The sequence below is a fragment of the Amycolatopsis sulphurea genome (assembly GCF_002564045.1).
Lineage (GTDB): Bacteria > Actinomycetota > Actinomycetes > Mycobacteriales > Pseudonocardiaceae > Amycolatopsis > Amycolatopsis sulphurea.
The window spans coordinates 1,205,316-1,228,058 of sequence record NZ_PDJK01000002.1 but is presented as its reverse complement, the minus strand read 5'-3'; the positions used below and the strand labels follow the sequence as shown (position 1 = coordinate 1,228,058).

Below are 22,743 nucleotides of genomic sequence, written 5' to 3'. Positions count from 1 at the left end.
CGTATTGATTAGCGAGGCTTACTTTCGGCCTCGTGACCTTTCCCGCCAGCCCGACCCGCCGCGTCAAGGTCGCCGTGGCCGCCGCCGGTTTCACCTCGTTCGCCCTGCTCTACGCCCCACAGCCGGTGCTGCCGCAGCTCGCCGCGCAGTACCACCTCGACCCCGGCGGCGCTTCGCTCGCGGTGAGCGTCGCCACGGGTGCGCTCGCCATCTCGGTGCTGCCGATCGCCGCACTGTCCGAAGTGGTCGGACGACGGCCGGTGATCGTCGCGTCTGTGGTGATTTCCACCATTCTCGGGCTGCTGCTGCCGCTTATGCCGAACTACTCGCTGCTGCTCGTGCTTCGCGCCGTACAGGGCGTCGCGATCGCCGGGTTCCCCGGTGTGGCGACGGCATACCTGGTGGAACGGCTGGGCAAGGTCGGGGTGGCGGCAGCGGTCGGCGCGATGATTGCGGGCAATTCGATCGGTGGCATGACCGGTCGGTTGGCCACGGGATTCACCGCGGGTCCTGTCGGCTGGCGAGGTGCGCTGTACGTGGTCGCGGGGGTCTCGTTGGTCTGCGCGGTGGTGACTGTGCTCGCGTTGCCGCCGTCGCAGCGACAGCCGGGGGAGGGGCGGCAGACGGCCCGCGACGTCGCTGTCGGGCTGCTTGCTGCCGTACGTCGTCCGGTACTGCTTGCGCAGTACGCGGTCGCGTTGCTGGCTATGGGAGCCTTCGTCGCGATGTACAACGCCGCAGGCTTCCGTCTGACCGGCGCGCCGCTGAATCTCACGCCTGCGCTCGCTTCGCTCGTGTTCCTCGCGTACGCGCTCGGGTCGGTCTCTTCGGCCACTGCTAGCCGTCTCACTGCCCGGACCGGACGACGGCGCGCGCTTCTCGGCGTACTGCTGGCAATGGCGATCGGCGGCGTCCTGACGATTCCCGACTCGCTGCCGTTGATCGTGATCGGCTTTGTGGTCCTTACTGCCGCGTTCTTCGCTGCCCACTCGATCGCGAACAGCTGGGCCGCGGCTGAAGCGCCGGAGAACGCGCGCGGTCAGGTCGGCGGCCTCTACACGCTCATGTACTACCTCGGCAGCAGCGTCGGCGGAGCAATCGGCAGCGTCGTCTACGGCGAAGCAGGCTGGAGCTGGCTGATCGGCGCCGTTGTGGTGTGGCTCGCGCTGGCGGCAACGGCCGTCGTAGCCGGCACGGCAACCCGGGTTGAACGCCGTGTGCTGGCTCACTCCTGACATCAGCCCACGGTCGCGAGAAGCAGCCCGCCACCCACCGGCAGCAACGCCGGGACCAGCCGTTCGTCCTCTCGGACGGCCCGTGCCACCTCACGCAGAGCAAGCGTTTCCGGGTCGCGTCGGGAAGGGTCGACCACGTGGCCGCCGGCGAGCACGTTGTGGAAGGCGATGATCCCGCCGCGGCGAAGCAGGGCCACGCCCTGCTCGTAGTAGCCCGGGTACTCGATCCGCGCGGCGTCCACGAACACCAGGTCGTAGCCGCCCGGGGTGAGCCGGGAAAGCACGTCGAGCGCGCGGCCTGTGATGAGTCTCATCCGCCCCGGCGGGTACCCGGCGTCGAGGAACGTCCGGCGGGCCGCACGCTGGAATTCCGGCTCGATGTCGATCGAGGTGAGCACGCCGGCCGCGGCCATCCCGCGCAGCAGGTACAGCCCGCTCACGCCGCAGCCCGTGCCGACCTCCACCACCGCGCGGGCGCCGAGCGTCGCGGCGAGGAACCGCAGCGTCGTGCCTGCTCCAGGCGCCAGCGGGGGGCAGCCGAGCTCGTCCGCGCGGGCCCGCGCCATGGTCAGCACGTCGTCGTCGGGCAGGTACCCGTCGACGTGCTCGGCACCCACCGGCTCGGCTTCCGACGCCGCCTGCGTCCCGGAACTCACGCGCGAAGGTTAGCGCTGGTTGTCGACAAAACCGCGAAGGCTCCCGGATAAGCCTCCCGAAGAAAGTTCTCAGGCTGCTCTCAGTCGCGTCTCACTAGAACCACGGGAAGACCGGACACACTCGATCCGATCGCACGGGAACACCGTGCCCCCGCGCCGCGTTGGCAGAGCAGAAGAGGAGTTACGCAGATGGAGGTGCCTGCTCCCCCGATGCAGAACGCCGATATGACCGTCGCCGAGCCGGTGGCCGTGGAACCCGCGGCCGCGGCGTGGACGCCGCCGTCCTGGGACGAGGTGGTGCGCGAGCACGCCGACCGGGTCTACCGGCTGGCCTACCGCCTGACCGGCAACACCCACGACGCCGAGGACCTCACCCAGGAGACCTTCATCCGGGTGTTCCGCTCGCTCGCGTCGTACAAGCCCGGCACCTTCGAGGGCTGGCTGCACCGGATCACCACGAACCTCTTCCTCGACCTGGCCCGCCGCCGCCAGCGCGTGCGCATGGAGGGGCTGCCCGAGGACACCGACCGGATCGTCGGCGACGACCCGAGCCCGGAGCAGCACTACAGCGACACCCACCTGGACCCGGACCTCGACGCCGCGCTCGACGAGCTGCCGCCGGAGTTCCGCGCCGCGGTCGTGCTGTGCGACGTGGAAGGCCTGTCCTACGAGGAGATCGGCACCACGCTGGGCGTCAAGCTGGGCACCGTGCGCAGCCGGATCCACCGCGGCCGTTCCGCGCTGCGTGCCTCGCTGGAGCGCCGTCGTGCCGAACGAGGCGAGTCTGTCAAGGTGTCGGTATGACCGGCTGGGGCCTGCGCGAATCCCATCTGCTGCCCGACGTGGTGGTCGCCTTCGTCGACGGCGAACTGACCCCGGGCGCGCGGGACCGGGCCGCCGCGCATCTCGCGTGCTGCCCCGGCTGCGCCGGCGAGGTGCGTGCGCAGCGGCAGGCGGGCGCGGCGGTCAAGCAGGCCGGCGAGCCGACCATGTCGGCCGGTTTCCTGGCCAGCCTCCGCTCCATTCCGGAACACACCGACCTGCCTGGTTCCCCGGACAACCTCGCGGTGACCGCGGACGGGCAGCTCGTGGCCATCCAGCGGCCGGACCGCGTGGCCGGGCTGCGGGACGGCGCCAGCGTCCTCGGGGGTACCGCGCCGTTGGGCACGACCGCGCCGCTTGGGCAGTCCGCGAACCTGCTCGGTGGCGGCCGGTTCGGATTCAGCCGCAAGCGGGCGGCACAGGGCGCGGGGGTGGTGGTCTCCGGTCTCGTGCTGAGCGCGCTCGCGCTCGTCGGCACCGCGGGTGACAGCGGGGACGGCACCGGGGACCAGAGCCCGGCCCAGCGCAATGCGAATCTGCTGCCCGCGCAGATGTCGGTGCCGACGACTCGGCAGGCACCGGAGACGGCGGTGACGGAGACGTCGGCGTCGTCGAATCCTGCGTCGTCGAGTTCGGCGGTGCGGCCGGTGGATGATCGGGTGCCCTCGGCTCCGGCTCGGTGAGTTCCGCCCGGTCCAGGGCGTGTGTCTTAGCGGAGTGAGGGTTCCGGCCTGGCTCAAGGTGCGTCTGATGCTCGCGCAGCTGTCGGTGCCGACGACCTGGCAGGCGCCGCTGTTGTCGGTGCCGGAGACTCCGGCGCTGTCGAGTCCTGACCGCCGCAGTGAGGCCGGTGCTTGGCGGTCGGTGGTCGGCTCGGCGGAGTGCGGTTCTGATGCCTGCCTGGATCTCGATGACCCGGCCATCGGCGCCGTCCGGTGCGTCAAGGAGCAACGCGAGACCGCGTCCAGGCAGGAAGGCTGTGGAGGGTCCCTTCACGGACGCTGAGTCCAGGGTCCCGGCAAAGGTGGTCGAGGATCCGTGATCAGCAGAGTGCCGTGGCTGCCGCGTCATCATCGGTGGTGCCTGCCCTCTTCGTCGATCACGCCCGGCAGCGGCGATGCGGAGGTGTTCGAGACGCGCGACCACCTCGTGGTGTGTGCCGGACCTGTCTCGGGGTCTGTGAAGGGGCCCTTCACGGACCCAGAGTCTGTGAAGGGCCCCTTCACAAACCTTCACAAACCTTCACAGACCTCCACACCGACTTTGCCGACACCCTGGCCCTTCCGGACGGCGGCGATGGCGAGGACCTCCGAGGTCGCCATGTCGCCGAAATCCTCGACCTCGAGGATGTGCCGGATCTCGATTTCGCCGGTCTGCCTGGACATCGGGTTGGCGCAGCGCAGCCCGTGCCCAGCGCGCCTGAGGCCCTGCCTTGGCGCAGGTGATCGCGGAGGCGACACCGGTCAGCCCACGGCCGGGCACGTCGGGAAGCCGTTACCCGGGGCCGGTGCGGACCCTGCGGGCATCGACCTTGACCCACCGCCGTTCGGCCCGGATGCAGCCGTGGCACGTTCCGCCTGCCGCAGGTGACAGCGACCAGTACCAGCCCAGCACCGAATCTGCTGCCCGAATCTCCATCTCACCAGCCGGTCTCACAGCGCCGAGGCTCTCCTGGCCACGGAGCAGGCAACAGCCATTTCACCGTTCGATGGGCACACTCGGGTGTGCCAGGCTTGAGATATCGTCGATGCCGAGCCACTGATCGCAGCCCCGGGGAATGATGACCGACCAGCCGAACGCGAACCCAGCCCAGCCCGGCGCCGTGGGGGCGGACCGGCTGGCGCCGCGGCCGCTCGAGCGGCCCGCGGTCGATCCGGCGCAGACCGCGGTGTTCGGCCGTCCGCACGGGGTCGAGGGCGCGTTCGACAAGCTCTACACGCAGCCGTCGAACAGTAACGGCGGCAACGGTTTCGGCCTCGCCCCGCCGCCACCGGAATCGCTCGCCGAGGCGTTCCGCCGTCCGCCGGGGGCCGAGGACGTGCTGCTGCAGCGGCCGCTCGAAGCGACCGGCGAACCACCCGAGCCGGAGGAGCCGCTGTGGACCGATCAGCGGGATCCGTGGCGTGATCCGGGTTCCGGGGCGGTGCTGGCCGGTCCGGCGGTGACCGCCGAGGACTCCGCGGAGGAGTCCGGGACCCGGCCCGGCGGGGCGCTGCTGAGCCTGCCCGAGGTGCTGTTCGGCCGCCGGGTCAAACCGCGGGCGCTCGCCCTGCTCGGTGTGCTGGCGCTGCTCGTCGGCGCGGTCGGCGGGCTGGTCTCCTGGTGGCTGGCCGACACCGGGTCCTCGCTCACCGGCAGTGCCACGATCTCCGAGGCGGAGGCGGCCAAGGAACGCCCGCCCGGTTCGCTGGCCGACATCGCCAAGCGGGTCTCGCCCGCGGTCGTGGCGCTCGAAGTGGTCAAACCCGGCGCGGACGCCGGGGAACAGGGCTCCGGCGTGGTCATCGACCCGCAGGGCTACATCCTCACCAACGAACACGTGGTGTCCTCCGCGAGCGGGGACTCCTCGGTCAAGATCACCGCGATCTTCAACGACGGCACCCGCACCGCGGCCAAGCTCGTCGGCGCGGACCAGAAGACCGACCTCGCGGTGGTCAAGGTGGCGGTGACCAACCCGGTGGTGATGCAGCTGGGCAAGTCGGCCGACCTGCAGGCCGGTGACGCGGTGATCGCGGTCGGCTCGCCGCTGGCCCTGCAGAACTCGATCACCTCCGGCATCGTCAGTGCGCTCGACCGGCCGGTCACCGCGGGCGGGGACAACGGCGCGCCGCCGGTCACCTACGAGGCCATCCAGACCGACGCGGCGATCAACCACGGCAACTCCGGGGGCGCGCTGGTCGATGCGACCGGGGCGCTGGTCGGCATCAACTCGGCGATCCGCTCCTCGAGCGCGGACGGCGGCAGCATCGGCATCGGCTTCGCCATCCCCAGCGACTACGCGGTCAAGATCGCCAGAGAACTGATCGCGCACGGCAAGGTCGTGCACGCCGACATCGGCATCAACGCGGCCAGCGTGGCCGGATCCACCAGTATGGGCGCCCAGGTGCAGAACGTCGTCCCGAACGGCCCGGCGGCCGCGGCCGGGATCAAGGAGGGCGACGTGATCACCAAGGTCGGCGACCGGCTGGTGCGCGATTCCGCCGAGCTGACCGTGGCCGTGCGCAACCACGACCCCGGCACGGTGGTGCCGGTGCAGCTGGCCCGCTCCGGCGCGTTGCTCGTCGTGGACGTTACTCTCGGCAGCGACTGACCCACTCCGCCGGCCGGACGAGCTGTGCAGGGCATCTTCAGGGACTCAACGTCGGTGAATGTTCCCTTCACAGCCTGCCGGACCTGGGCCGGGCGCGGGTATTCTGGGCAGGCCAGCACCGAGCGGAGGTTCACGGGTGTTCGACAGCATCGGCTGGGGCGAGATTCTCGTCCTCATCGTCGCCGGTCTCTTCATCCTCGGTCCCGAGCGGCTGCCCGAGGCGGCCGCCTGGATGGCCCGCAGCGTTCGCAAGGTCCGCGAGTTCGCCACCGGTGCGCGCGAGCAGCTGCGTGAGGAGATGGGCCCGGAGTTCGACCAGCTCCGCAAACCGCTGGAGGATCTGCGCGGGCTGCGCAACTTCGACCCGAAGCGCGTCGTCACCCAGCATCTGTTCGACGGCGACGCGGATCCGCTCGGCCTGAACTCGATCAACGGCACGAACGGCTCGAACGGCAGCCCCGCGATCAAACCGCAGAGCAGCGTGCCGCAGCCGGAGCCGCTCAAGCCGGGGGAGCGCCCGCCGATCGACCCGGACGCCACCTGATGAGTCGTGCTCCCGGGCAGCTGAAGCGCGCCTGACCAGGCTGGGTAGCCTCAGGGCACAAGCTTCAACCGACCCTGGAGGTTCCTGAGATGTCACGTCGTGCGGCTGCGCTGGCCGGGACGATCGCGGCGGCCGCCCTGGTGGTGGCCGGGTGCAGTGCCGACGACGAGCCGAGCACCGCGCCGCCCGCCACGTACACGTCGGTCCCCGCCCCGGCCGCCCCGTCGTCCGCGGTCCACTCGAACGAGGCGGGCAGCGCCTCCGGGGAACAGGCGAACGTCAAGCGGGGCGCGAACACCGGCCAGCCGGGCGTGGACGTGCTGATCACGGTCGAGTACACCGCCGGCAAGGTCACCCCGCCCGCCGGTGCGGTCGACGTGCAGGTCGGCGACCACGTCAAGGTCCGGGTGACCGTCGACCAGCCGCAGACCGTCGACGTGCAGGGCCAGCCGGACAAGACCATCGCCGTGCAGCCCGGCGAAGCCGAGGACATCGACTGGAAGGTGGCCAAGGCCGGGGACACCCGCGTCACACTGAGCGGGTCGGGCACTGTGCTGACCACTGTGCACGCGGCCTGAGTCCGGGTGCGGCTGGTCGGGTAGGCGGCTTGGGCACAGCGTGTTCTGGGCCGTGGCCCGATCGGTCCGGACGGCGGGCAGCCGTTGACCACGGTGCGCGCGCCTGCCGCGACTGACCACCATGGACCCTGCTGGCGACCTTGCAGACCGCATGGCCGCCGTACGCGGGCTTGACCATGGGTGCACACCGCCCTGACCACCGTGCACCCCACAGGACCGCTGTACGCGGGTTGACCACGGTCCACCCGACCCGACCGCCGCACACGCGCCCGGACCACCATGCACGTAGCCTGGCCGCGTACGCGCCTGGACCGCCAAGGCCGTCAGCAGCCGGACCGCGACCGCTCAGCGGTCGGCGGGGGTCACGTTCAGCATCATCCCCGCCAGCCCACGGGCCCGGACCGCGAGCTGCTTCGCCGCGTCCCTGAGGACCTGCGAGGCGGGCGCCTCCGGTTCGGCGAGCACCAGCGGGGTGCCCTCGTCGCCCTGTTCCCGCAGTCGCGGATCGAGCGGGACCTGGCCCAGCAGCGGGACTTTCGAGCCCACCGACTTGGACAGCGAATCGGCCACGGTCTGCCCGCCGCCGGCACCGAACACCTCGATCCGTTCGCCCGAGGGCGTCTCCAGCCAGGACATGTTCTCGATCACGCCGGCCACTCGCTGCCGGGTCTGCATGGCGATCGCCCCGGCGCGCTCGGCCACTTCGGCCGCGGCCTGCTGCGGGGTGGTGACCACCAGGATTTCCGCGTTCGGGATCAGCTGTGCCACCGAGATCGCGATGTCGCCGGTGCCCGGCGGCAGGTCCAGCAGCAGGATGTCGAGATCGCCCCAGAACACGTCGGCGAGGAACTGCTGCAGGGCGCGGTGCAGCATCGGGCCGCGCCACACCACCGGCGCGTTGCCCGGGGTGAACATGCCGATCGAGATCACCTTCACGCCGTGTGCCTGTGGCGGCATGATCATCTTCTCGACCTTGGTCGGCTTCTCCCGCGCGCCCAGCATGCGCGGGATCGAGTGCCCGTAGATGTCCGCGTCCACGACGCCGACCGACAGCCCGCGCTCGGCCATCGCAACGGCCAGATTCACCGTGACGGAGGACTTGCCCACCCCGCCCTTGCCCGAGGCCACGCAGTACACCCGGGTCAGCGAACCCGGTTGCGCGAACGGGATCACCGGCTCGGCCGCGTCGCCACGCAGGGACTTGCGCAGCTCGGTCCGCTGCTCGTCGCTCATCACGTCCAGCTCGACCCGCACGTCCGTGACGCCGGGGAGCTGCGCGACCGCCTTGGTGGTGTCCTGGGTCAGCGTCGCCTTGAGCGGGCAGCCCGCCACGGTGAGGTAGATGCCGACGGTGACCGCGCCGTCTTCGCCGACCGCCACGTCTTTGACCATGCCGAGGTCGGTGATCGGCTTTTTGATCTCCGGGTCGTACACGTCCTTCAGCGCGGTGCGGACGTCGTCGACGCTGGGGAGCTGCTGTGTACCAGTCACAGAACCCATGGTACGTACCGGTATCCGCCCGCCGTTTTCACGCCTGTTTCGCCTTGCGCGGCTTCGTGTTCACGGTCAGGTCGTCACGCAGCCGGTCCAATTCGCTGCGCAGGTAGTCGCGGGTGGCCACCTCGCCGATGGCCAGCCGCAGCGCGGCCAGCTCCCGCGCCAGATACTCCGTGTCCGCCTTGGTCTGCGCCGCCCGGGAACGGTCTTCCTCCAGCGAAACGCGGTCGCGGTCGTCCTGGCGGTTCTGCGCCAGCAGGATCAGCGGCGCGGCGTACGCGGCCTGCGTGGAGAAGACCAGGTTGAGCAGGATGAACGGGTACGGGTCCCAGCGCAGTGACAGCGCGGCCAGGTTGAGCATGATCCAGACCACGACGACCAGCGTCTGCCAGAACAGGTACTTGCCGGTGCCGAGGAACCGCGCGACTCGTTCGGTGAACCTGCCGAAGGTGTCCGGATCGATGTTCAGCCGCAGGCGGGCCTGGCTGCGCGGCTGGTCGAGCCGTCGGCCGGTGGACAGTTCAGGCACGGTCGGCCTCCTCGGGTTCGGCTGGTCCGGCGGGGGTATCGGGGTCGACCGGATCGACGGCGGAGGGCAGGCCGAAATCGTGCAGCCCGGTCTCGCGCCAGTCGTCGGGCAGCAGATGGTCGAGGACGTCGTCCACGGTGACCGCGCCCAGCAGGTGATCCTCCGGATCGACCACCGGCGCGCAGGCGAGGTTGTAGGCGGCGAAGTAGCGGGTGACCTCCGCCAGCGGTGCTTCCGGCCGGAGAGCGGTGAGGTCGGTGTCCACCGCGGACGCGACCAGCTCGGCCGGGGGTTCGCGCAGCAGCCGCTGGAAGTGCACGACGCCGACGAACCGGCCGGTCGGGGTCGCGGTGGGCGGACGGCAGACGAAAATCAGGGTCGCCAGCGCGGAGGGCAGTTCCGCGTTGCGGATGTGCGCCAGCGCTTCGGCGATGGTGGCGTCCGGGGTGAGCACCACCGGCTCCGGGGTCATCAGCCCGCCTGCGGTGTCCGAGGAGTACGCGAGCAGCCGCTTGACCGGCGCGGACTCTTCGGGCTCCATCAGTTCCAGCAGACGGCTCTGCTCGGCCGGGGCCAGTTCCGCGAGCAGGTCCGCGGCGTCGTCCGGGTTCATCGCTTCGAGCACGTCCGCGGCCCGCTCCTCGGGCAGGTGGGCGAGCAGCTCCTTCTGGTCGTCTTCGGGCAGCTCCTCGATCACGTCGGCGAGGCGTTCGTCGTCCATCGCCTCGGCCACCTCGTGCCGGCGTTTGAGCGGCAGATCGCGCACGGTGGCCGCGATATCCACCGCCCGCATGGTGTCGAACAGCATCAGCAGCTGACCAGCGCCCTGGGGCTGGCCGGTCAGATCGGTGAGGCCGAGCCCGGCCACCTCGTTCCACGCCAGCACCTGCATGGCCGCGCGGCGCCGGCCCAGTGCCAGCCGGGTGGACCGTTCGCGTACGGCGAGCTTCGCCAGCACCCAGTCCCGGGTGCGGGTGGGCTCCATCGCGGCATCGGCGATGGTCACCCGGGTGGTGCCGTCGGTGCGCATCGCGTGTGCGTCGAGCAGCTGGCCGCACACCAGCACCTCGTTGGGCCGCAGGGTGAAGTGGCGCATGTTCACCGAACCGGTGGCGAGTGTGACCGCGTTCGGCTCGATCGAGGTGACCCGGAGCATCGGCACGAACACCCGGCGCCGGGTGGCCAGTTCGACCACCAGCCCGAGCACCCGGGGCGGCTGCTGGTCCAGCCGCAGCCCGGCGACCAGGTCGCGGACCTTGCCGATGGACTCGCCATCGGGCCCGAACACCGGCAGACCTGCCAGCTGAGCTGCGAAGACCCGGTTACCCGCCATGGCGCCGACACTATCGGCTGGCGTGCGGGTCCGCTCGTGACGGCGCCCGGCGTTCTCTCAGTCAGGACTTCAGCGCCCAGCGGGTCAAAGCGGGCAAGTATGCGCCGGCTGGCCCGTCGTCGCCGAGGTCCCCGGTGTCGCGCAGGTCCTCGGCGAACCACAGCCGGTTCTGCACCGCACGCACCAGCGTTCAGGCCTTCGCACGGGCCGGGTCCAGTCTGCTCGCGGCCAGTTTGTCGTCCAATGTGGACTCGTCGAACCGGTTCCACAGGAAGGAGAACGCTCCGTACTCCAGGTCGCCGGCGATCGGCTTCGGGTCGATCACCAGCCACTGTTCGCGCGTACCCGCCAGCACGTTCTCGTAGTGCAGGTCCTCGTTGGCCAGCAACGGTGCGGGCGTCGGGCCGAGGTCGCGGCAGGCTTCGAGCGCCGCGTCCAGCTCCCGGCGGGGCAGCGGGCGGCCGAGGTCCTGCCAGCGCCGGGGGAGCTCGGCCTGCAGCCGTTCCGCCTCCGCGGCCACCGAACGGGTCAGTGCGGCCGGTGCGGGTACCGCGAGCCGGTGGGCCAGCTCGCTGAGCACCTCGACCGCGGGCAGCAGCGGTTCACCGTGCAGGGTGCGGGAATCGTCCAGCCGTTCCAGCAGCAGCACTCCGTGTTCGGGCGCGGATTCCAGGAGCAGCACCGCACCCCGGCCGGCCCATGTGGACAGTGCGAGCGGCTCGTCCCGGGATTCTTCGTGCGGCCAGCCGAGTTTGAGCATCACCCGGCTGCCGTCGGCCCGGCGCGCGAGCTGGACGACTCCGGCGAATCCGTGCCGTGCGCGGTCCTCGAACTCCAGCCCCCATTCGCGGGCGAACCGCTCGGCGAGCGCGGGCAGTTCGGCGAGCCACGGCGCCGATTCGGGCCCGAGTACGCGGGGTACGCGGGCGGCGAAGGCAGGCGGGATTCCGCCAGGGTGTCGGCAAAGTCGGTGTGGAGGTCTGTGAAGGGGCCCTTCACAGACTCTGAGTCCGTGAAGGGCCCCTTCACAGACCTGAAACCGGTTGGCCGGACACGCAACCCGTTTCCCCGTCCGCTTCGCGCGCGTACAGTAGGTGAACAGGGGTTCCGCGAACCCGGGAGCTGTCATGATCGTCGAGATTGTCAGCGCAGTGGTCGTCGCGGGCGGGCTGTGGCTCGCGTCCGCGGTCCGCGTGGTGAAGCAGTTCGAGCAGGGCCTCGTGTTCCGGTTCGGCCGGGTCCGTCCGCAGGTGCGGGCACCGGGCCTGGTCATGCTGGTGCCGATCGCCGACCGGCTCCAAAAGGTGAACATGCAGGTCGTCACCATGCCGGTCCCCGGGCAGGACGGGATCACCCGGGACAACGTCACGGTGCGGGTGGACGCGGTGGTGTACTTCAAGGTGGTCGACCCGGTGCTGGCCGCGGTGCACGTGCAGGACTACGGCGCCGCGATCGGGCAGGTCGCGCAGACCTCGCTGCGCTCCATCATCGGCAAGAGCGATCTGGACGATCTGCTGGCCAACCGGGAACGGCTCAACCAGGGCCTGGAGCTGATGATCGACAGCCCGGCGCTGGGCTGGGGCATCCACATCGACCGGGTGGAGATCAAGGACGTCGCGCTGCCGGAGTCGATGAAACGGTCGATGTCCCGCCAGGCCGAGGCCGAGCGCGAACGCCGGGCACGAGTGATCTCCGCGGACGGCGAACTGCAGGCCTCGCACAAACTCGCCCAGGCCGCCGCGACGATGGAATCGACCCCGGCCGCGTTGCAGCTGCGTCTGCTGGAGACCGTGGTCCAGGTGTCTGCGGAGAAGAACTCCACGCTGGTGCTGCCATTCCCGGTGGAGCTGCTGCGTTTCCTCGACGCGCGCACTGAAGAAGCAACCGCGACGCCGAGGCCGCGTACGGAGAGCGACGCGCTGCCTGGTGATTAGCGGTCGAAGTAGCTCGTGTCGAAGTAGCCCGTTGCGCCCATGATCCCGACCGTGATCCCGAAGCTCACGTAGAGCGCGATGAACGCGTAGCCGACCGCGATCGCGGCGAGCGCCATGCCGCGCCCGCCTGCTTCGCCGCGGTTGGCTTTGGACAGTGCGATGTGGCCCATGATGACGCCGGGGAGGGCGAGGAGACAGGTCAGTATCCCGACGAGCGAGCAGACGAGCGCGCCGATGGCGAGCCCGGTGTTCTGCTCCGGCGGTAGACCGTAGGGCTGGTACGGCTGCCCGTACGCGGGATAGCCGCCAGTCGCCGGTGGGTACGGGCTGACGGCGGAGTAGCCGGGCTGCCCGTACGCCGGTGGCTGACCGACGCTGCCGTACACGGGTATTCCGCTGGGATCGGATCCGGGCACGTGGTAACCGGTCGGGGTGCTGCCCGGGGTGACGAAGCCGGGTTCCGGGGCGGTCCAGCCGGAGGGCGGCATCGGAACGGCGGCGGAGGGCTGTGCGGGCTCGGCGGCAGGCGGCGTGGCATCGGGCTTCGCGGACGGCGTGGGTTCACCAGGCAGGGGCGGCGGAACGACAACGGGCTCGCCCGCCGACGGTGCTCCGGGCCCGGCCGTCGCCGGTGGCTCGAACGGGGCCGGTTCCGCGGTCGCGGGAGGCTCGAAACCGGTCGGTTCGGCGGTGGCCGGCGGGTCTTCGCGGCCGGGCGGGTTCGGCGGGTTCGTCATCGGGGATTCCTCGGGTGCGGGTGTGCGGGCCTCAGCGGAAGACCCCGGACGTGGACAGTGCGTGCAGGATCCATGCAATCACGATCCCCCACACGACGAGCGCGCCGTATCCGACGACGAATCCGGCGACCGCGACCGCACCAGCGGGGGCGCGCCCCCGGCGGGCCCTGGCGTGTGCGATGTGTCCCATCACGATTCCCGCCACGGCCAGCGGCGCGCACAGCACGAACCCGGCGATCGAGCACACCAGCGACGCGATCGCCAGGCCCGGTCCGGGCGGCGGGCCTTGCGGTGGGTACGGCTGGTGCTCGAAGGACGGGGGCTCGTAACCGTCGTCGCCCTCGGTCATCGTCGTCTCCCCGGATCGGCCTCGAACGGCACCTTAACCGGCGAAACGACAGCGCAGCGTCGTACCCCGGACGGCCGCCCGGAAGATCGTCATCGATTCTGGCCCGCCGCCACGCCGCCACGCCGCCACGCCGCCACGCCGCCACGCCGCCACGCCGCCAGGCCGCCGGGCCGCCAGGCCGCCGGAGGCCGCGGGCCGGCGGTTCGCACGGTTCGCCGGTTCTTGACAAGATGGGTCCTTCGGACGGTACGAGTGCGCAGGTGATGATGTGAGCAGTCCCCTTGGTGGCCGGCGGCCGGCCGGGCCGCCGCGGCTCCCGACGCCGCCCACCGGCTGGCCGATCGCCTCGTACGGTACCTACGGCGAGGCGCAGCAGGCGGTGGACTACCTCGCGGAGAACGAGTTCGAGGTCGGCGACGTGACCATCGTCGGGGTGGATCTGATGCTGGTGGAACGGGTGCTCGGCCGGCTGTCCTGGGGCCGGGTGCTCGGCGCGGGGGCGATGTCCGGTGCCTGGTTCGGCCTGTTCGCCGGGTTGCTGCTCGGGCTGTTCGTGAACCACGGGTTCGCCCTGCAGATGATCACCGGGCTGGTGCTCGGGGTCCTGTCCGGACTGGCGTTCGCCGCGATCGGCTACCGGATGTCCCGCGGCCGCCGCGATTTCTCCTCCGCGAGCCAGCTGGTCGCGGGCCGCTACGACGTGCTCTGCCAGCCCCGCACCGCCGAACGCGGCCGGGAACTGCTGGCCAAACTCTCCCTGCGGCCGTCGGCCGGAGATGCCTGAGCACGCCAGGAGGAAGCTCGAATTCTTCCTGCGGAAGCTATTCAGGCCGTTCGGCGGTAACACCGCGGAATCGAAACCGGTACCTGTTGCGGGTGGTGCACCCTCGGCATAAGTTGTCCGGCACCGGTCGGACGGCGGCGTGCAGCCAGGGGGTGTGGTGAGAACGCGCCGCGCAATGCGGTCCTGAGGAGGCTTCGATGGGGAAGTACCGGTCCGGGCGTTCGCCTGCCCGGGCGATGGCAGGGCTGGGTGCCGCGCTGGTGGCATCCGGCCTGATCGCCGGATGCGGATCGAGTTCCGGCCTGAAAATCAACGTCTACTACTCGCCCGAAGACCATTTTCAGTCGGTTGTGGACAACTGTAACAAGGCGGCCGGCGGGCAGTACCAGATCGTCTACAACAAGCTCCAGCGCGGTTCCGACGATCAGCGGATCCAGCTGGCCCGCAGGCTGGCCGCCGGCGACGACTCGATGGACGTGCTCGGTCTCGACGTGACCTGGGTTCCGGAGTTCGCCCAAGCGGGCTGGATCGACGAGTGGACCGGGGCGGACCAGGCCGCGGCCTCCGCCGGGGTCCTGGCTGGTCCGCTGAAGACCGCCACCTATCAGGGAAAACTCTACGCGGCGCCGAAGAACACCAATGTCCAGCTGCTCTGGTACGACGACCGGATCACCCCGCGCCCGCCGAAGACCTGGGCCGAGATGATGCGGATATCCCAGCAGCTCAAGGGTGAGCACAAGCCGTACTCGATTGTTTTCACCGGCGCGCAGTACGAAGGCCTGGTGGTCGTCTACAACACCCTCGTCGAATCGCTCGGCGGGCACATCCTCTCCGACGACGGCAAATCCGTGGTGATGGACGAGGGCGCGGTGCAGGCACTGCAGCTGCTCAAGCAGGTCACTTCGAGCGGGATCACCGATCCCTCGCTGACCAACCAGAAAGAGGACGACGTCCGGCGGAGCTTCCAGCGCGGGGACGCCGCCTTCGAGCTGAACTGGCCGTTCGTCTACGCCTCCTACGCCGAGGAGCGGCCGCAGGATCTGGCGCACTTCAAATGGGCGGTCTACCCGGAGGCGAAGCCCGGTGCCCCGGCCAAGACCACGATCGGTGGCTACGATCTGGCGGTGAGCAGCCTCTCGAAGCACAAACCGGAGGCCTATGCCGCGGCATTGTGCTTGCGCAGTGCGGAGAATCAGAAGTATTCCGCGATCAACGACGGGGTGCCCCCGACCATCGAATCGGTCTATCACGACGATCGGCCGCTGGACCCGGGTAAACCCGCATCCGCGGACAATCCGAACATGGCCGTGAAATATCCGATGCGCGAGACCATTCTCGACGCGTTGAGGACCGCCGCGCTGCGCCCGCTTTCCCCGGCGTACCAGAACGCGTCCACGGTGATGTCGAAGGTGCTCTCCCCGCCGTCCGAGATCGATCCGCGGGCGACCGCGGACAAACTGCGTGAACAGCTCGACGACGCGCTCCAGTCGAAGGGGGTGATCCCGTGACCGTTCAGGACGCCACTGCCGGGGCCGCGCCGGCGACCCATCGCAAGGGCAAGCCCGCGCTGTCGGAAGGGAAGAAAGCCGAACGGCGGCTGGGGCTGTGGCTGTGCGCCCCGGCATTCCTGGTGATGATCGCGGTGACCGGCTATCCGATCGGGTACTCGATCTGGCTGTCGCTGCAGCGTTACGACCTGCGTTTCCCCGCACAGCACGAGTTCATCGGCTTCGCCAACTACGCCGCGGTGCTCACGAATTCCTATTGGTGGACCGCGTTCGGCACGACCATGTTCCTCACCGTGGTGTCGGTGGTGATCGAGTTCGTGCTCGGCATGGCGCTCGCGCTGATCATGCACCGCACGCTCGTCGGCCGCGGGCTGGTGCGCACCGTCGCGCTGATCCCGTACGGCATCGTCACGGTGGTCGCGGCGTTCTCGTGGTATTTCGCGTGGACGCCGAAAACCGGGTATCTGGCGGACATGCTGGCCTCCGGCGCGGCGCCACTGACCGATCAGTGGCCCTCGCTGTTCATCATCGTGGCCGCCGAGGTCTGGAAGACCACGCCGTTCATGGCGCTGCTGCTGATGGCCGGGCTGGCACTGGTGCCCGAAGATCTGCTCAAGGCCGCCGCGATGGACGGGGCCACCGCGTGGCAGCGGTTCACCAGGGTGATGCTGCCGGTGATGAAGCCGGCGATTCTCGTCGCGCTGCTGTTCCGCACGCTCGACGCGTTCCGCATCTTCGACAACATCTACGTGCTGACCAATGGCGCGCAGGACACCGGTTCGGTCTCGATGCAGACCTACGACAACCTGGTGAAGGGCCTCAACCTCGGCATCGGCTCGACGATGGCGGTGCTGATCTTCCTCACGGTGGCGATCATCGCGTTCCTTTTCATCAAGGTGTTCGGCACCGCGGCACCGGGTTCGGACGACGGGGGTAAGCGCTGATGGTCATGGGTGGTGCGGTCACGACCGGCCGCAAGATCCGCTGGGGCCTGGTTGACCTCCTGGTCGTGGTGTTCGCGCTGGTCCCGGTGCTGTGGGTGGTGTCGCTCTCGTTCAAGACGAAGGCCACGCTCAGCGACGGCAGTTTCTTCCCGAAGGAATGGACGCTCAAGAACTACGCGGACATCTTCCGGACCACGGAGTTCCTGCGCGCGCTGGTGAACTCGATCGGCATCGCGGTGATCTCGACCGTGATCGCCGTGACACTCGGCACGATGGCGGCCTACGCGATCGCGCGGCTGGATTTCCCCGGCAAGCGGCTGCTGGTCGGGCTCTCGCTGCTGATCGCGATGTTCCCACAGGTGTCGCTGGTGACCCCGCTGTTCAACATCGAACGCGGGCTCGGCCTGTTCGACACCTGGCCGGGGCTGATCCTGCCGTACATCACTTTCGCGCTGCCGTTGTCGATCTACACGCTGTCCGCCTTCTTCCGGGAAATCCCGTGGGAGCTGGAAAAAGCGGCGAAGATGGACGGGGCGACGCCGGCGCAGGCGTTCCGGAAGGTGATCGCGCCGCTGGCCGCGCCGGGCGTGTTCACCACCGCGATCCTGGTGTTCATCCTCTGCTGGAACGACTTCCTGTTCGCCATCTCGCTGACGTCCACGGACGCCTCGCGCACGGTGCCCGCGGCGTTGTCGTTCTTCACCGGGTCCTCGCAGTTCGAGGATCCGGCCGGCCAGGTGAGCGCGGCCGCGGTCGTGATCACCGTGCCGATCATTGTGTTCGTGTTGTTCTTCCAGCGTCGCATCGTGGCGGGGCTGACGTCCGGTGCGGTGAAGGGCTGAGGCATGGCTGAAATCGTTCTCGACAAGGTTTCCAAGCGTTATCCCGACGGTGCGCTCGCGGTGTCCGATGTGGACATCACCATTGCGGACGGCGAGTTCGTCATCCTGGTGGGCCCGTCCGGCTGCGGGAAGTCGACCACGCTGAACATGGTGGCCGGGCTGGAGGACATCTCCGGCGGTGAGCTGCGCATCGACGGCGAGCGGGTCAACGAGAAGGCGCCGAAGGACCGGGACATCGCGATGGTGTTCCAGTCCTACGCGCTGTACCCGCACATGAGCGTGCGGGAGAACATGGCCTTCCCGCTCCGGCTGGCCAAAGTGGATGACGCCACGGTGCGGGCGAAGGTGGAGGAGGCGGCGCAGATCCTGGATCTGACGCAGCACCTGGACCGCAGGCCGTCGAACCTTTCCGGCGGCCAGCGGCAGCGCGTGGCGATGGGGCGGGCGATCGTGCGCAGCCCCAAGGCGTTCCTGATGGACGAACCACTGTCCAATTTGGACGCAAAGCTGCGCGGCCAGATGCGCACCTCGGTGTCGAAGATCCAGAAGCAACTCGGCACGACGACGCTGTACGTCACGCACGACCAGACCGAGGCCATGACCCTCGGCGACCGGGTCGTGGTGCTGCGCGGTGGGTACGTGCAGCAGATCGGTGCGCCGCAGTTTCTCTACGACAACCCGGCGAACCTGTTCGTGGCGGGCTTCATCGGTTCACCGTCGATGAACTTCGTCCCCGCGACCCTGGAGAACGGAGAGATCCGCAGCGCACTGGGCACGGCGCCGCTGCCGGACCCGGTCCGCCGGCTGGCCGAGGCGGCCGACGCGCCCCGCGAGGTGCTGATGGGCATCCGCCCGGAACACTTCGAGGACGCGTCGCTGGTCGATTCCGCACGCCAGGGTGCGGAGTTCACGGCGCACATCGACGTGCTGGAGTCGATGGGCTCGGAGAAGTTCGCCCACTTCACCGTCGAGGGTGAGGTCGCCAGCTCCGCGGAGCTGCGGGAACTGGCCGCGGACAGCGGTTCGGCCGACGTGCCCGGCGCGGAGTCGCTCATCGTGGCCCGCCTGTCCGCCGAGTCGCCCGCGACGGAGAACGCGGAGGTCTCCCTCTGGTACGACGCGGACAAGATCAAGCTGTTCGACCCGAGCAGCGGGACGAACTTCACCTACACCGAGTAGGGCTGTGAAGGGACCCTTCACGGACTCTGAGTCCGTCAGGGGCACCTTCACGGACCCGAAACCGGTCGGGCAGCCACAGCTCTCTCTGCTGATCACGGGCCCTCGGCCAACTTTGCCGAGGCCCTGGACTCAGAGCCTGTGAAGGACCCCTTCACAGCGTTAGGGGATCTTCGCGAACACGGCCTCGGCGGCGGTTCGAGCCGCGGGGCAGGCGGCATCGCCGCTGGATCCGGTGGTGTCGACGACGCTGACGGTGATCTGTTCCGCGCGTTCCGCGGTCGCGGGGGAGGGCTGAACCGCACGGGCTCGGCAGAAAGCGCCGTCGGGTGCGACACGGGCGTTGCGGCCGCCGAGGGTCTCGACGGGGCCGGTCGGCGCTTGCTTCACCACGGCGAAGTCCACGCTCACCTTGCCGCGGATGCACGAGTGGCCGGTCATCCCGCCGGCGGTCTGCGTGTCCGCGCCGCTGGCCGCGTCCAGGTCGTGGGATTGCAGCAGGGCGCAAGCGTCGACACGGCCCCAAGACTGATCGGGGAACTGCACGTGCCGCACCCGGCCGCCGGTCAGCGCGGCCATCACGCCGTCGACGACCGTATCCGTGCGGGCGCAGCGCTGATCGGCGTCGCCGCCGGAAAGGGCTACCGACAGGCGGATACCTTCGGCGAAAGTGATTGTGCGGGCGCAGGTCTCTGCCGGTGCGAAGCTGCTCCGCTGCACAGTGATGCCGTCCGGGAGCCGGCCCGCATAGTCGTACGGCTGGATGTTCGGGTCGCGGTCGGCGGCCAGCGGCCCGACGGTGACCGAGCCTTGGCGGCCGTTCTGCACGAAGTCCGCCTGACAGCCGGTGAACGACGAGTCCGGCGTGGCGACGGTGCTTCTGGCCAGCCGCGTGGTGTCGAGCAGGCTGCAGTAGTCGAGCGTGCCGAAGTCGCCGAGCGCGCTCACCGCGGTGAGCGGAGCCGGCGTGTCGGGGGCCACGGCGGGTTCGGCGGCACAGCCGGCCGCGCAGGCGGCGATCAGCAGGGCGCCGAAGGCGACGATGGGGTTGCGCACGGGGTGCAGTATCGCGGTCGGCGGTGCAAAAGCCAGCCTGGACGGGCAAATCCCATACTCCGCCACGTCATCATCGCTGGTCGGCGGGAAACCCGGAGCCTGCCCCAGGGTCACCGGCCCGACCCCTAGGGGCTCGAATGGGCCCCGGGAGCGATGCGCGGGCCACCCGCCCCGTGATGGCATGGCAGTAGCAGAACAACGGGAGGGGAAAGACGATGACGGCACCTGTCACCACACCAAGACTGAGCCGGCCGCGTGGCGATCGCATGATCGGCGGAGTGTGCGCGGGGCTGGCCCGCCGGTTCGGCATCAAGACGGGCACGATGCGGGTTATCGCCGTACTGTCCTGTGTGCTGCCCGGCCCGCAGTTCGTCGCCTACCTGATCCTCTGGGCGATCATGCCCAGCGAATAGCCTTTCCAGCGGGGAAGCCGGAGCGGCCTGTCGGGGGCTGCTCCGGCTTTCGTTCTTTCGGTCAGGTCTGCTGATGCCGCGGCTGACGCCAGGTGCACATCACCTGATCGATCACGTCCAGCGGCAGCCCGGGACACGGCAGCTCGCTCGCTCTACCCGGTTCGGCGCGGAGGCCGTCGATCAGCAACGCCATACAGCGGCGCCAGGCCTGCGGCTCCGCATGCGCGGTGTACTCGGTCACCGCGCCGATCATCTGGTTCAGCAACGGCAGATCGGTCGGCACGAGATCCGCGCGCAGCTGCCCGGCGGCCTGTGCCCGCTCCATCAGCTGCGTGACCAACGGCACTATCCGGGCCTTCGCCTCCGCGACGTGCTCATGGCCGAACGCGTTGGACAGCAGAATGTCGCGCAGCCCGCGGTCGTCGGTGTGCAGTTCCGCGGCCTGCCACAGGAAATCGACGAAGCCCTGCCACGGATCGGTGGCGTGCAGCGCCTTCCGGGCGAGCTCGCCCATCTCGTCGAGGCGTTCCGCGAACATGGCCTCGACCAGGTGTTCCTTGCTGGGGAAGCGGCGGTAGACGGTGCCGACCCCGAGGCCGGCGTGATGGGCGATGTCGTCGAGGGTGGCGTCCAGGCCGCGACGGCCGAAGATCACCCTGGCGGATTCGAGGATCCGCCGCCGGTTGCGTTCGGCGTCGCGGCGCAGCGGTCGCGGCGCCGCGACGGCCGGCGCTTCCTCTGTCATGTCGCCCAGGTTACCAAAAGAAGTCGAGACATCATCTCCGGTTCTTGTGTACCGTGACTCAGGTAAGGGGAGGCACTTACTCCACATATCACCGCAACCACTCTGCGTGAGGAAGCCCATGACCGAGCCCACGGCCACCCTCGATCGCCCGGGGGAGGGCGATCCGGCCGCGAACCCGCATCATTCCCGGCGCTGGATGATCCTGGTGATGATCGGGATCGCCCAGCTGATGGTCGTGCTCGATTCGACCGTCGTGAACATCGCCCTGCCGTCCGCGCAGGTCGACCTCGGCTTCTCCAATGACGCCCGCCAGTGGGTGGTCACCGCGTACGCGCTCGCGTTCGGCAGCCTGCTGCTGCTCGGCGGCCGTCTCGCGGACCTGTTCGGCCGAAAGCCGGCGTTCCTCGTGGGGCTGGCCGGCTTCGCCGCGGTGTCCGCGGTCGGCGGCCTCGCGGGCAACATCGAGATGCTGCTGATCGCCCGCGCCGCGCAAGGGGTCTTCGGCGCGCTGCTCGCGCCGGCCGCGTTGTCCTTGCTCACCACCACGTTCACCGACCCGAAGGAACGCGGCCGCGCGTTCGGCGTGTACGGCGCGATCGGTGGCGGGGGAGCCGCGGTCGGCCTGCTGCTCGGCGGGGTGCTCACCGAGTATCTCGACTGGCGTTGGTGCATGTTCGTGAACATCGTCTTCGCCGGTATCGCCTTCATCGGCGGTATGGTGCTGCTGCGCGGCAAGGGGGCCGACGGCCCGCGGCCGAAGCTGGACCTGCCCGGCACGGTCACCGCCTCGGGCGGATTGTTCGCGCTCGTCTACGGATTCTCCAACGCCGAGCACGGTTCCTGGGGCACGCCCTCGGTGTGGGGCTTCCTGCTCGTCGGCGTGCTGCTGCTGGCCACCTTCGTGGTGCTGCAGCAGCGGGTGCGGCATCCGCTGCTGCCGCTGCGGGTACTGCTCGACCGGGACCGCGGCGGTTCCTACCTGGCGATGTTCCTGCTCGCGATCGGGATGTTCGCGATCTTCCTGTTCCTCACCTTCTATGTGCAGCAGAATCTGCACTTCACGCCGATCCAGAGCGGGCTGGGCTTCCTGCCGATGGTGGCCACGCTGATGATCGCCGCGACCACCGCGACCAGCATGCTGCTGCCCCGGTTCGGGCCGAAACCCCTGCTGCCGACCGGCATGCTGGTCGCCGCGGCCGGGTTGTTCTGGCTCAGCGGCATCGACGTGAGCAGCACCTTCGCCGGGGGCGTGCTCGGCCCGCTGATGGTGACAGGCGCCGGCATCGGCCTGGCCATGGCGCCGGCGATGAGCGTGGCGACGCTCGGCGTGGCGACGCGGGACGCCGGGGTCGCCTCGGCCGCGGTCAACACGATGCAGCAGGTCGGCGGTTCCATCGGTACCGCGCTGCTGAGCACGATCGCGAGCAATGCCGCAGCGTCCTTTGTGGTCGGTCGGGCGCCTGCCCCGCAACTCGCCGCGGAGGCCGCGGTGCACAGCTACACCATGGCGTTCACCTGGGCCGCGGGGATCTTCGCCGCCGGCGGGGTGATCACCGGTCTGCTGCTGCGGCCGGGCGTGCCGAGCCGGCAGCCGGCCACGGCCGCCGTGCACATGTGACCACAGGGGTTGCCGCCGCGCCGCGGTGGTGGCCGATCGGGGGCTGAACCGGCCGCCTTCCGCAGTCCGCGGGAGGCGGCCGGTTCTCGTTTCGCCAGAGCGGTCCGTGCCACTCTGGCGAACGCGTCTATTG

25 protein-coding genes are annotated in these 22,743 nt (G+C 69.7%); 15 read left to right on the top strand and 10 right to left on the bottom strand.

What is annotated here, in order from left to right; translation table 11 throughout:
- The first annotated feature begins 32 nt into the window (after positions 1-32).
- The gene (locus ATK36_RS11595) at positions 33-1,235 is read left to right on the top strand and encodes an MFS transporter (protein WP_098511251.1); all 1,203 of its coding nucleotides are present in this window, start codon (positions 33-35) and stop codon (positions 1,233-1,235) included.
- A gap of 2 nt (positions 1,236-1,237) precedes the next feature.
- On the opposite strand, the gene ATK36_RS11590 is transcribed toward ATK36_RS11595, so the two are convergent.
- Positions 1,238-1,891, bottom strand: a complete 654-nt coding sequence (locus ATK36_RS11590; RefSeq protein ID WP_098511250.1) for an O-methyltransferase — start codon at positions 1,889-1,891, stop codon at positions 1,238-1,240.
- Positions 1,892-2,080: 189 nt separating this feature from the next.
- Here ATK36_RS11590 and sigE point away from each other — a divergent pair, with 189 nt between their 5' ends.
- The 3 genes from sigE to ATK36_RS11575 all read left to right on the top strand — a co-directional run bounded on the left by sigE (position 2,081) and on the right by ATK36_RS11575 (position 3,718).
- Positions 2,081-2,695 carry an RNA polymerase sigma factor SigE gene (gene sigE, locus ATK36_RS11585; RefSeq protein WP_098511249.1) on the top strand — a complete coding sequence of 205 codons (615 nt, stop codon included), beginning with the start codon at positions 2,081-2,083 and terminating at the stop codon, positions 2,693-2,695.
- Complete coding sequence (locus ATK36_RS11580) at positions 2,692-3,396, top strand: anti-sigma factor family protein (RefSeq protein WP_098511247.1); 705 nt, start codon at positions 2,692-2,694, stop codon at positions 3,394-3,396. Before sigE ends, ATK36_RS11580 begins: the two co-directional genes overlap by 4 nt.
- Positions 3,397-3,463: 67 nt before the next feature.
- Complete coding sequence (locus ATK36_RS11575) at positions 3,464-3,718, top strand: hypothetical protein (RefSeq protein ID WP_098511246.1); 255 nt, start codon at positions 3,464-3,466, stop codon at positions 3,716-3,718.
- Positions 3,719-3,945: 227 nt separating this feature from the next.
- Here ATK36_RS11575 and ATK36_RS32185 read toward each other — a convergent pair whose 3' ends face one another.
- Complete coding sequence (locus tag ATK36_RS32185) at positions 3,946-4,098, bottom strand: hypothetical protein (RefSeq protein WP_170069695.1); 153 nt, start codon at positions 4,096-4,098, stop codon at positions 3,946-3,948.
- 395 nt (positions 4,099-4,493) lie between these two features.
- On the opposite strand from ATK36_RS32185, the gene ATK36_RS11570 reads away from it, so the two are divergent.
- The 3 genes from ATK36_RS11570 (at position 4,494) to ATK36_RS11560 (ending at position 7,145) form a co-directional block, all read left to right on the top strand.
- Positions 4,494-6,023, top strand: coding sequence for a S1C family serine protease (locus ATK36_RS11570; RefSeq protein ID WP_098511244.1), 1,530 nt, complete (start codon positions 4,494-4,496; stop codon positions 6,021-6,023).
- Between the two features lie 136 nt (positions 6,024-6,159).
- Positions 6,160-6,567, top strand: a complete 408-nt coding sequence (gene tatB, locus ATK36_RS11565) for a Sec-independent protein translocase protein TatB (RefSeq protein WP_098511243.1) — start codon at positions 6,160-6,162, stop codon at positions 6,565-6,567.
- A gap of 89 nt (positions 6,568-6,656) precedes the next feature.
- Entirely contained in the window at positions 6,657-7,145 is a 489-nt protein-coding gene (locus ATK36_RS11560) for a hypothetical protein (protein WP_098511241.1), read from the top strand.
- 345 nt (positions 7,146-7,490) lie between these two features.
- On the opposite strand, the gene ATK36_RS11555 is transcribed toward ATK36_RS11560, so the two are convergent.
- The 4 genes from ATK36_RS11555 to ATK36_RS34650 all read right to left on the bottom strand — a co-directional run bounded on the left by ATK36_RS11555 (position 7,491) and on the right by ATK36_RS34650 (position 11,264).
- Positions 7,491-8,636: an Mrp/NBP35 family ATP-binding protein gene (locus ATK36_RS11555; RefSeq protein WP_170069694.1), complete on the bottom strand. Its 1,146-nt coding sequence runs from the start codon at positions 8,634-8,636 to the stop codon at positions 7,491-7,493.
- A 37-nt stretch (positions 8,637-8,673) separates the two neighbouring features.
- Positions 8,674-9,171 carry a DUF1003 domain-containing protein gene (locus ATK36_RS11550; protein WP_098511238.1) on the bottom strand — a complete coding sequence of 166 codons (498 nt, stop codon included), beginning with the start codon at positions 9,169-9,171 and terminating at the stop codon, positions 8,674-8,676.
- A complete protein-coding gene (locus ATK36_RS11545) occupies positions 9,164-10,504 on the bottom strand; it encodes a magnesium transporter MgtE N-terminal domain-containing protein (RefSeq protein ID WP_245914639.1) in 1,341 nt (446 codons plus the stop codon). The genes ATK36_RS11550 and ATK36_RS11545 overlap by 8 nt, the downstream gene beginning before the upstream one ends.
- Positions 10,505-10,694: 190 nt before the next feature.
- Positions 10,695-11,264 (bottom strand): aminoglycoside phosphotransferase family protein, encoded by a 570-nt coding sequence (locus tag ATK36_RS34650; protein WP_245914630.1) that lies wholly within the window; start codon positions 11,262-11,264, stop codon positions 10,695-10,697.
- Positions 11,265-11,631: 367 nt separating this feature from the next.
- On the opposite strand from ATK36_RS34650, the gene ATK36_RS11535 reads away from it, so the two are divergent.
- Complete coding sequence (locus ATK36_RS11535) at positions 11,632-12,438, top strand: SPFH domain-containing protein (RefSeq protein WP_098511237.1); 807 nt, start codon at positions 11,632-11,634, stop codon at positions 12,436-12,438.
- Here ATK36_RS11535 and ATK36_RS11530 read toward each other — a convergent pair.
- A complete protein-coding gene (locus tag ATK36_RS11530) occupies positions 12,435-13,175 on the bottom strand; it encodes a DUF4190 domain-containing protein (protein ID WP_098511236.1) in 741 nt (246 codons plus the stop codon). The two genes, ATK36_RS11535 and ATK36_RS11530, sit on opposite strands and share 4 nt — an antisense overlap.
- Positions 13,176-13,206: 31 nt before the next feature.
- Positions 13,207-13,524 carry a DUF4190 domain-containing protein gene (locus tag ATK36_RS11525; RefSeq protein WP_098511235.1) on the bottom strand — a complete coding sequence of 106 codons (318 nt, stop codon included), beginning with the start codon at positions 13,522-13,524 and terminating at the stop codon, positions 13,207-13,209.
- A 268-nt stretch (positions 13,525-13,792) separates the two neighbouring features.
- On the opposite strand from ATK36_RS11525, the gene ATK36_RS11520 reads away from it, so the two are divergent.
- The 5 genes from ATK36_RS11520 to ATK36_RS11500 all read left to right on the top strand — a co-directional run bounded on the left by ATK36_RS11520 (position 13,793) and on the right by ATK36_RS11500 (position 18,781).
- Complete coding sequence (locus ATK36_RS11520; RefSeq protein WP_098511234.1) at positions 13,793-14,308, top strand: YflT domain-containing protein; 516 nt, start codon at positions 13,793-13,795, stop codon at positions 14,306-14,308.
- A 197-nt stretch (positions 14,309-14,505) separates the two neighbouring features.
- A complete protein-coding gene (locus ATK36_RS11515) occupies positions 14,506-15,816 on the top strand; it encodes an ABC transporter substrate-binding protein (RefSeq protein WP_098511233.1) in 1,311 nt (436 codons plus the stop codon).
- Entirely contained in the window at positions 15,813-16,760 is a 948-nt protein-coding gene (locus tag ATK36_RS11510) for a carbohydrate ABC transporter permease (protein ID WP_098511232.1), read from the top strand. The genes ATK36_RS11515 and ATK36_RS11510 overlap by 4 nt, the downstream gene beginning before the upstream one ends.
- The gene (locus ATK36_RS11505) at positions 16,760-17,602 is read left to right on the top strand and encodes a carbohydrate ABC transporter permease (protein ID WP_098511231.1); all 843 of its coding nucleotides are present in this window, start codon (positions 16,760-16,762) and stop codon (positions 17,600-17,602) included. The genes ATK36_RS11510 and ATK36_RS11505 overlap by 1 nt, the downstream gene beginning before the upstream one ends.
- 3 nt (positions 17,603-17,605) lie before the next feature.
- Positions 17,606-18,781: an ABC transporter ATP-binding protein gene (locus ATK36_RS11500; protein WP_098511230.1), complete on the top strand. Its 1,176-nt coding sequence runs from the start codon at positions 17,606-17,608 to the stop codon at positions 18,779-18,781.
- Positions 18,782-18,940: 159 nt separating this feature from the next.
- Here the strand turns inward: ATK36_RS11500 and ATK36_RS11495 are convergent, their stop codons facing one another.
- A complete protein-coding gene (locus tag ATK36_RS11495; RefSeq protein WP_245914628.1) occupies positions 18,941-19,834 on the bottom strand; it encodes a hypothetical protein in 894 nt (297 codons plus the stop codon).
- Positions 19,835-20,049: 215 nt separating this feature from the next.
- On the opposite strand from ATK36_RS11495, the gene ATK36_RS11490 reads away from it, so the two are divergent.
- Complete coding sequence (locus ATK36_RS11490) at positions 20,050-20,247, top strand: PspC domain-containing protein (RefSeq protein WP_098511229.1); 198 nt, start codon at positions 20,050-20,052, stop codon at positions 20,245-20,247.
- Between the two features lie 61 nt (positions 20,248-20,308).
- On the opposite strand, the gene ATK36_RS11485 is transcribed toward ATK36_RS11490, so the two are convergent.
- Positions 20,309-20,992, bottom strand: a complete 684-nt coding sequence (locus ATK36_RS11485; protein WP_098511228.1) for a TetR/AcrR family transcriptional regulator — start codon at positions 20,990-20,992, stop codon at positions 20,309-20,311.
- 118 nt (positions 20,993-21,110) lie between these two features.
- Here ATK36_RS11485 and ATK36_RS11480 point away from each other — a divergent pair, with 118 nt between their 5' ends.
- The gene (locus ATK36_RS11480; protein WP_098511227.1) at positions 21,111-22,610 is read left to right on the top strand and encodes an MFS transporter; all 1,500 of its coding nucleotides are present in this window, start codon (positions 21,111-21,113) and stop codon (positions 22,608-22,610) included.
- Positions 22,611-22,743: the final 133 nt, after the last annotated feature.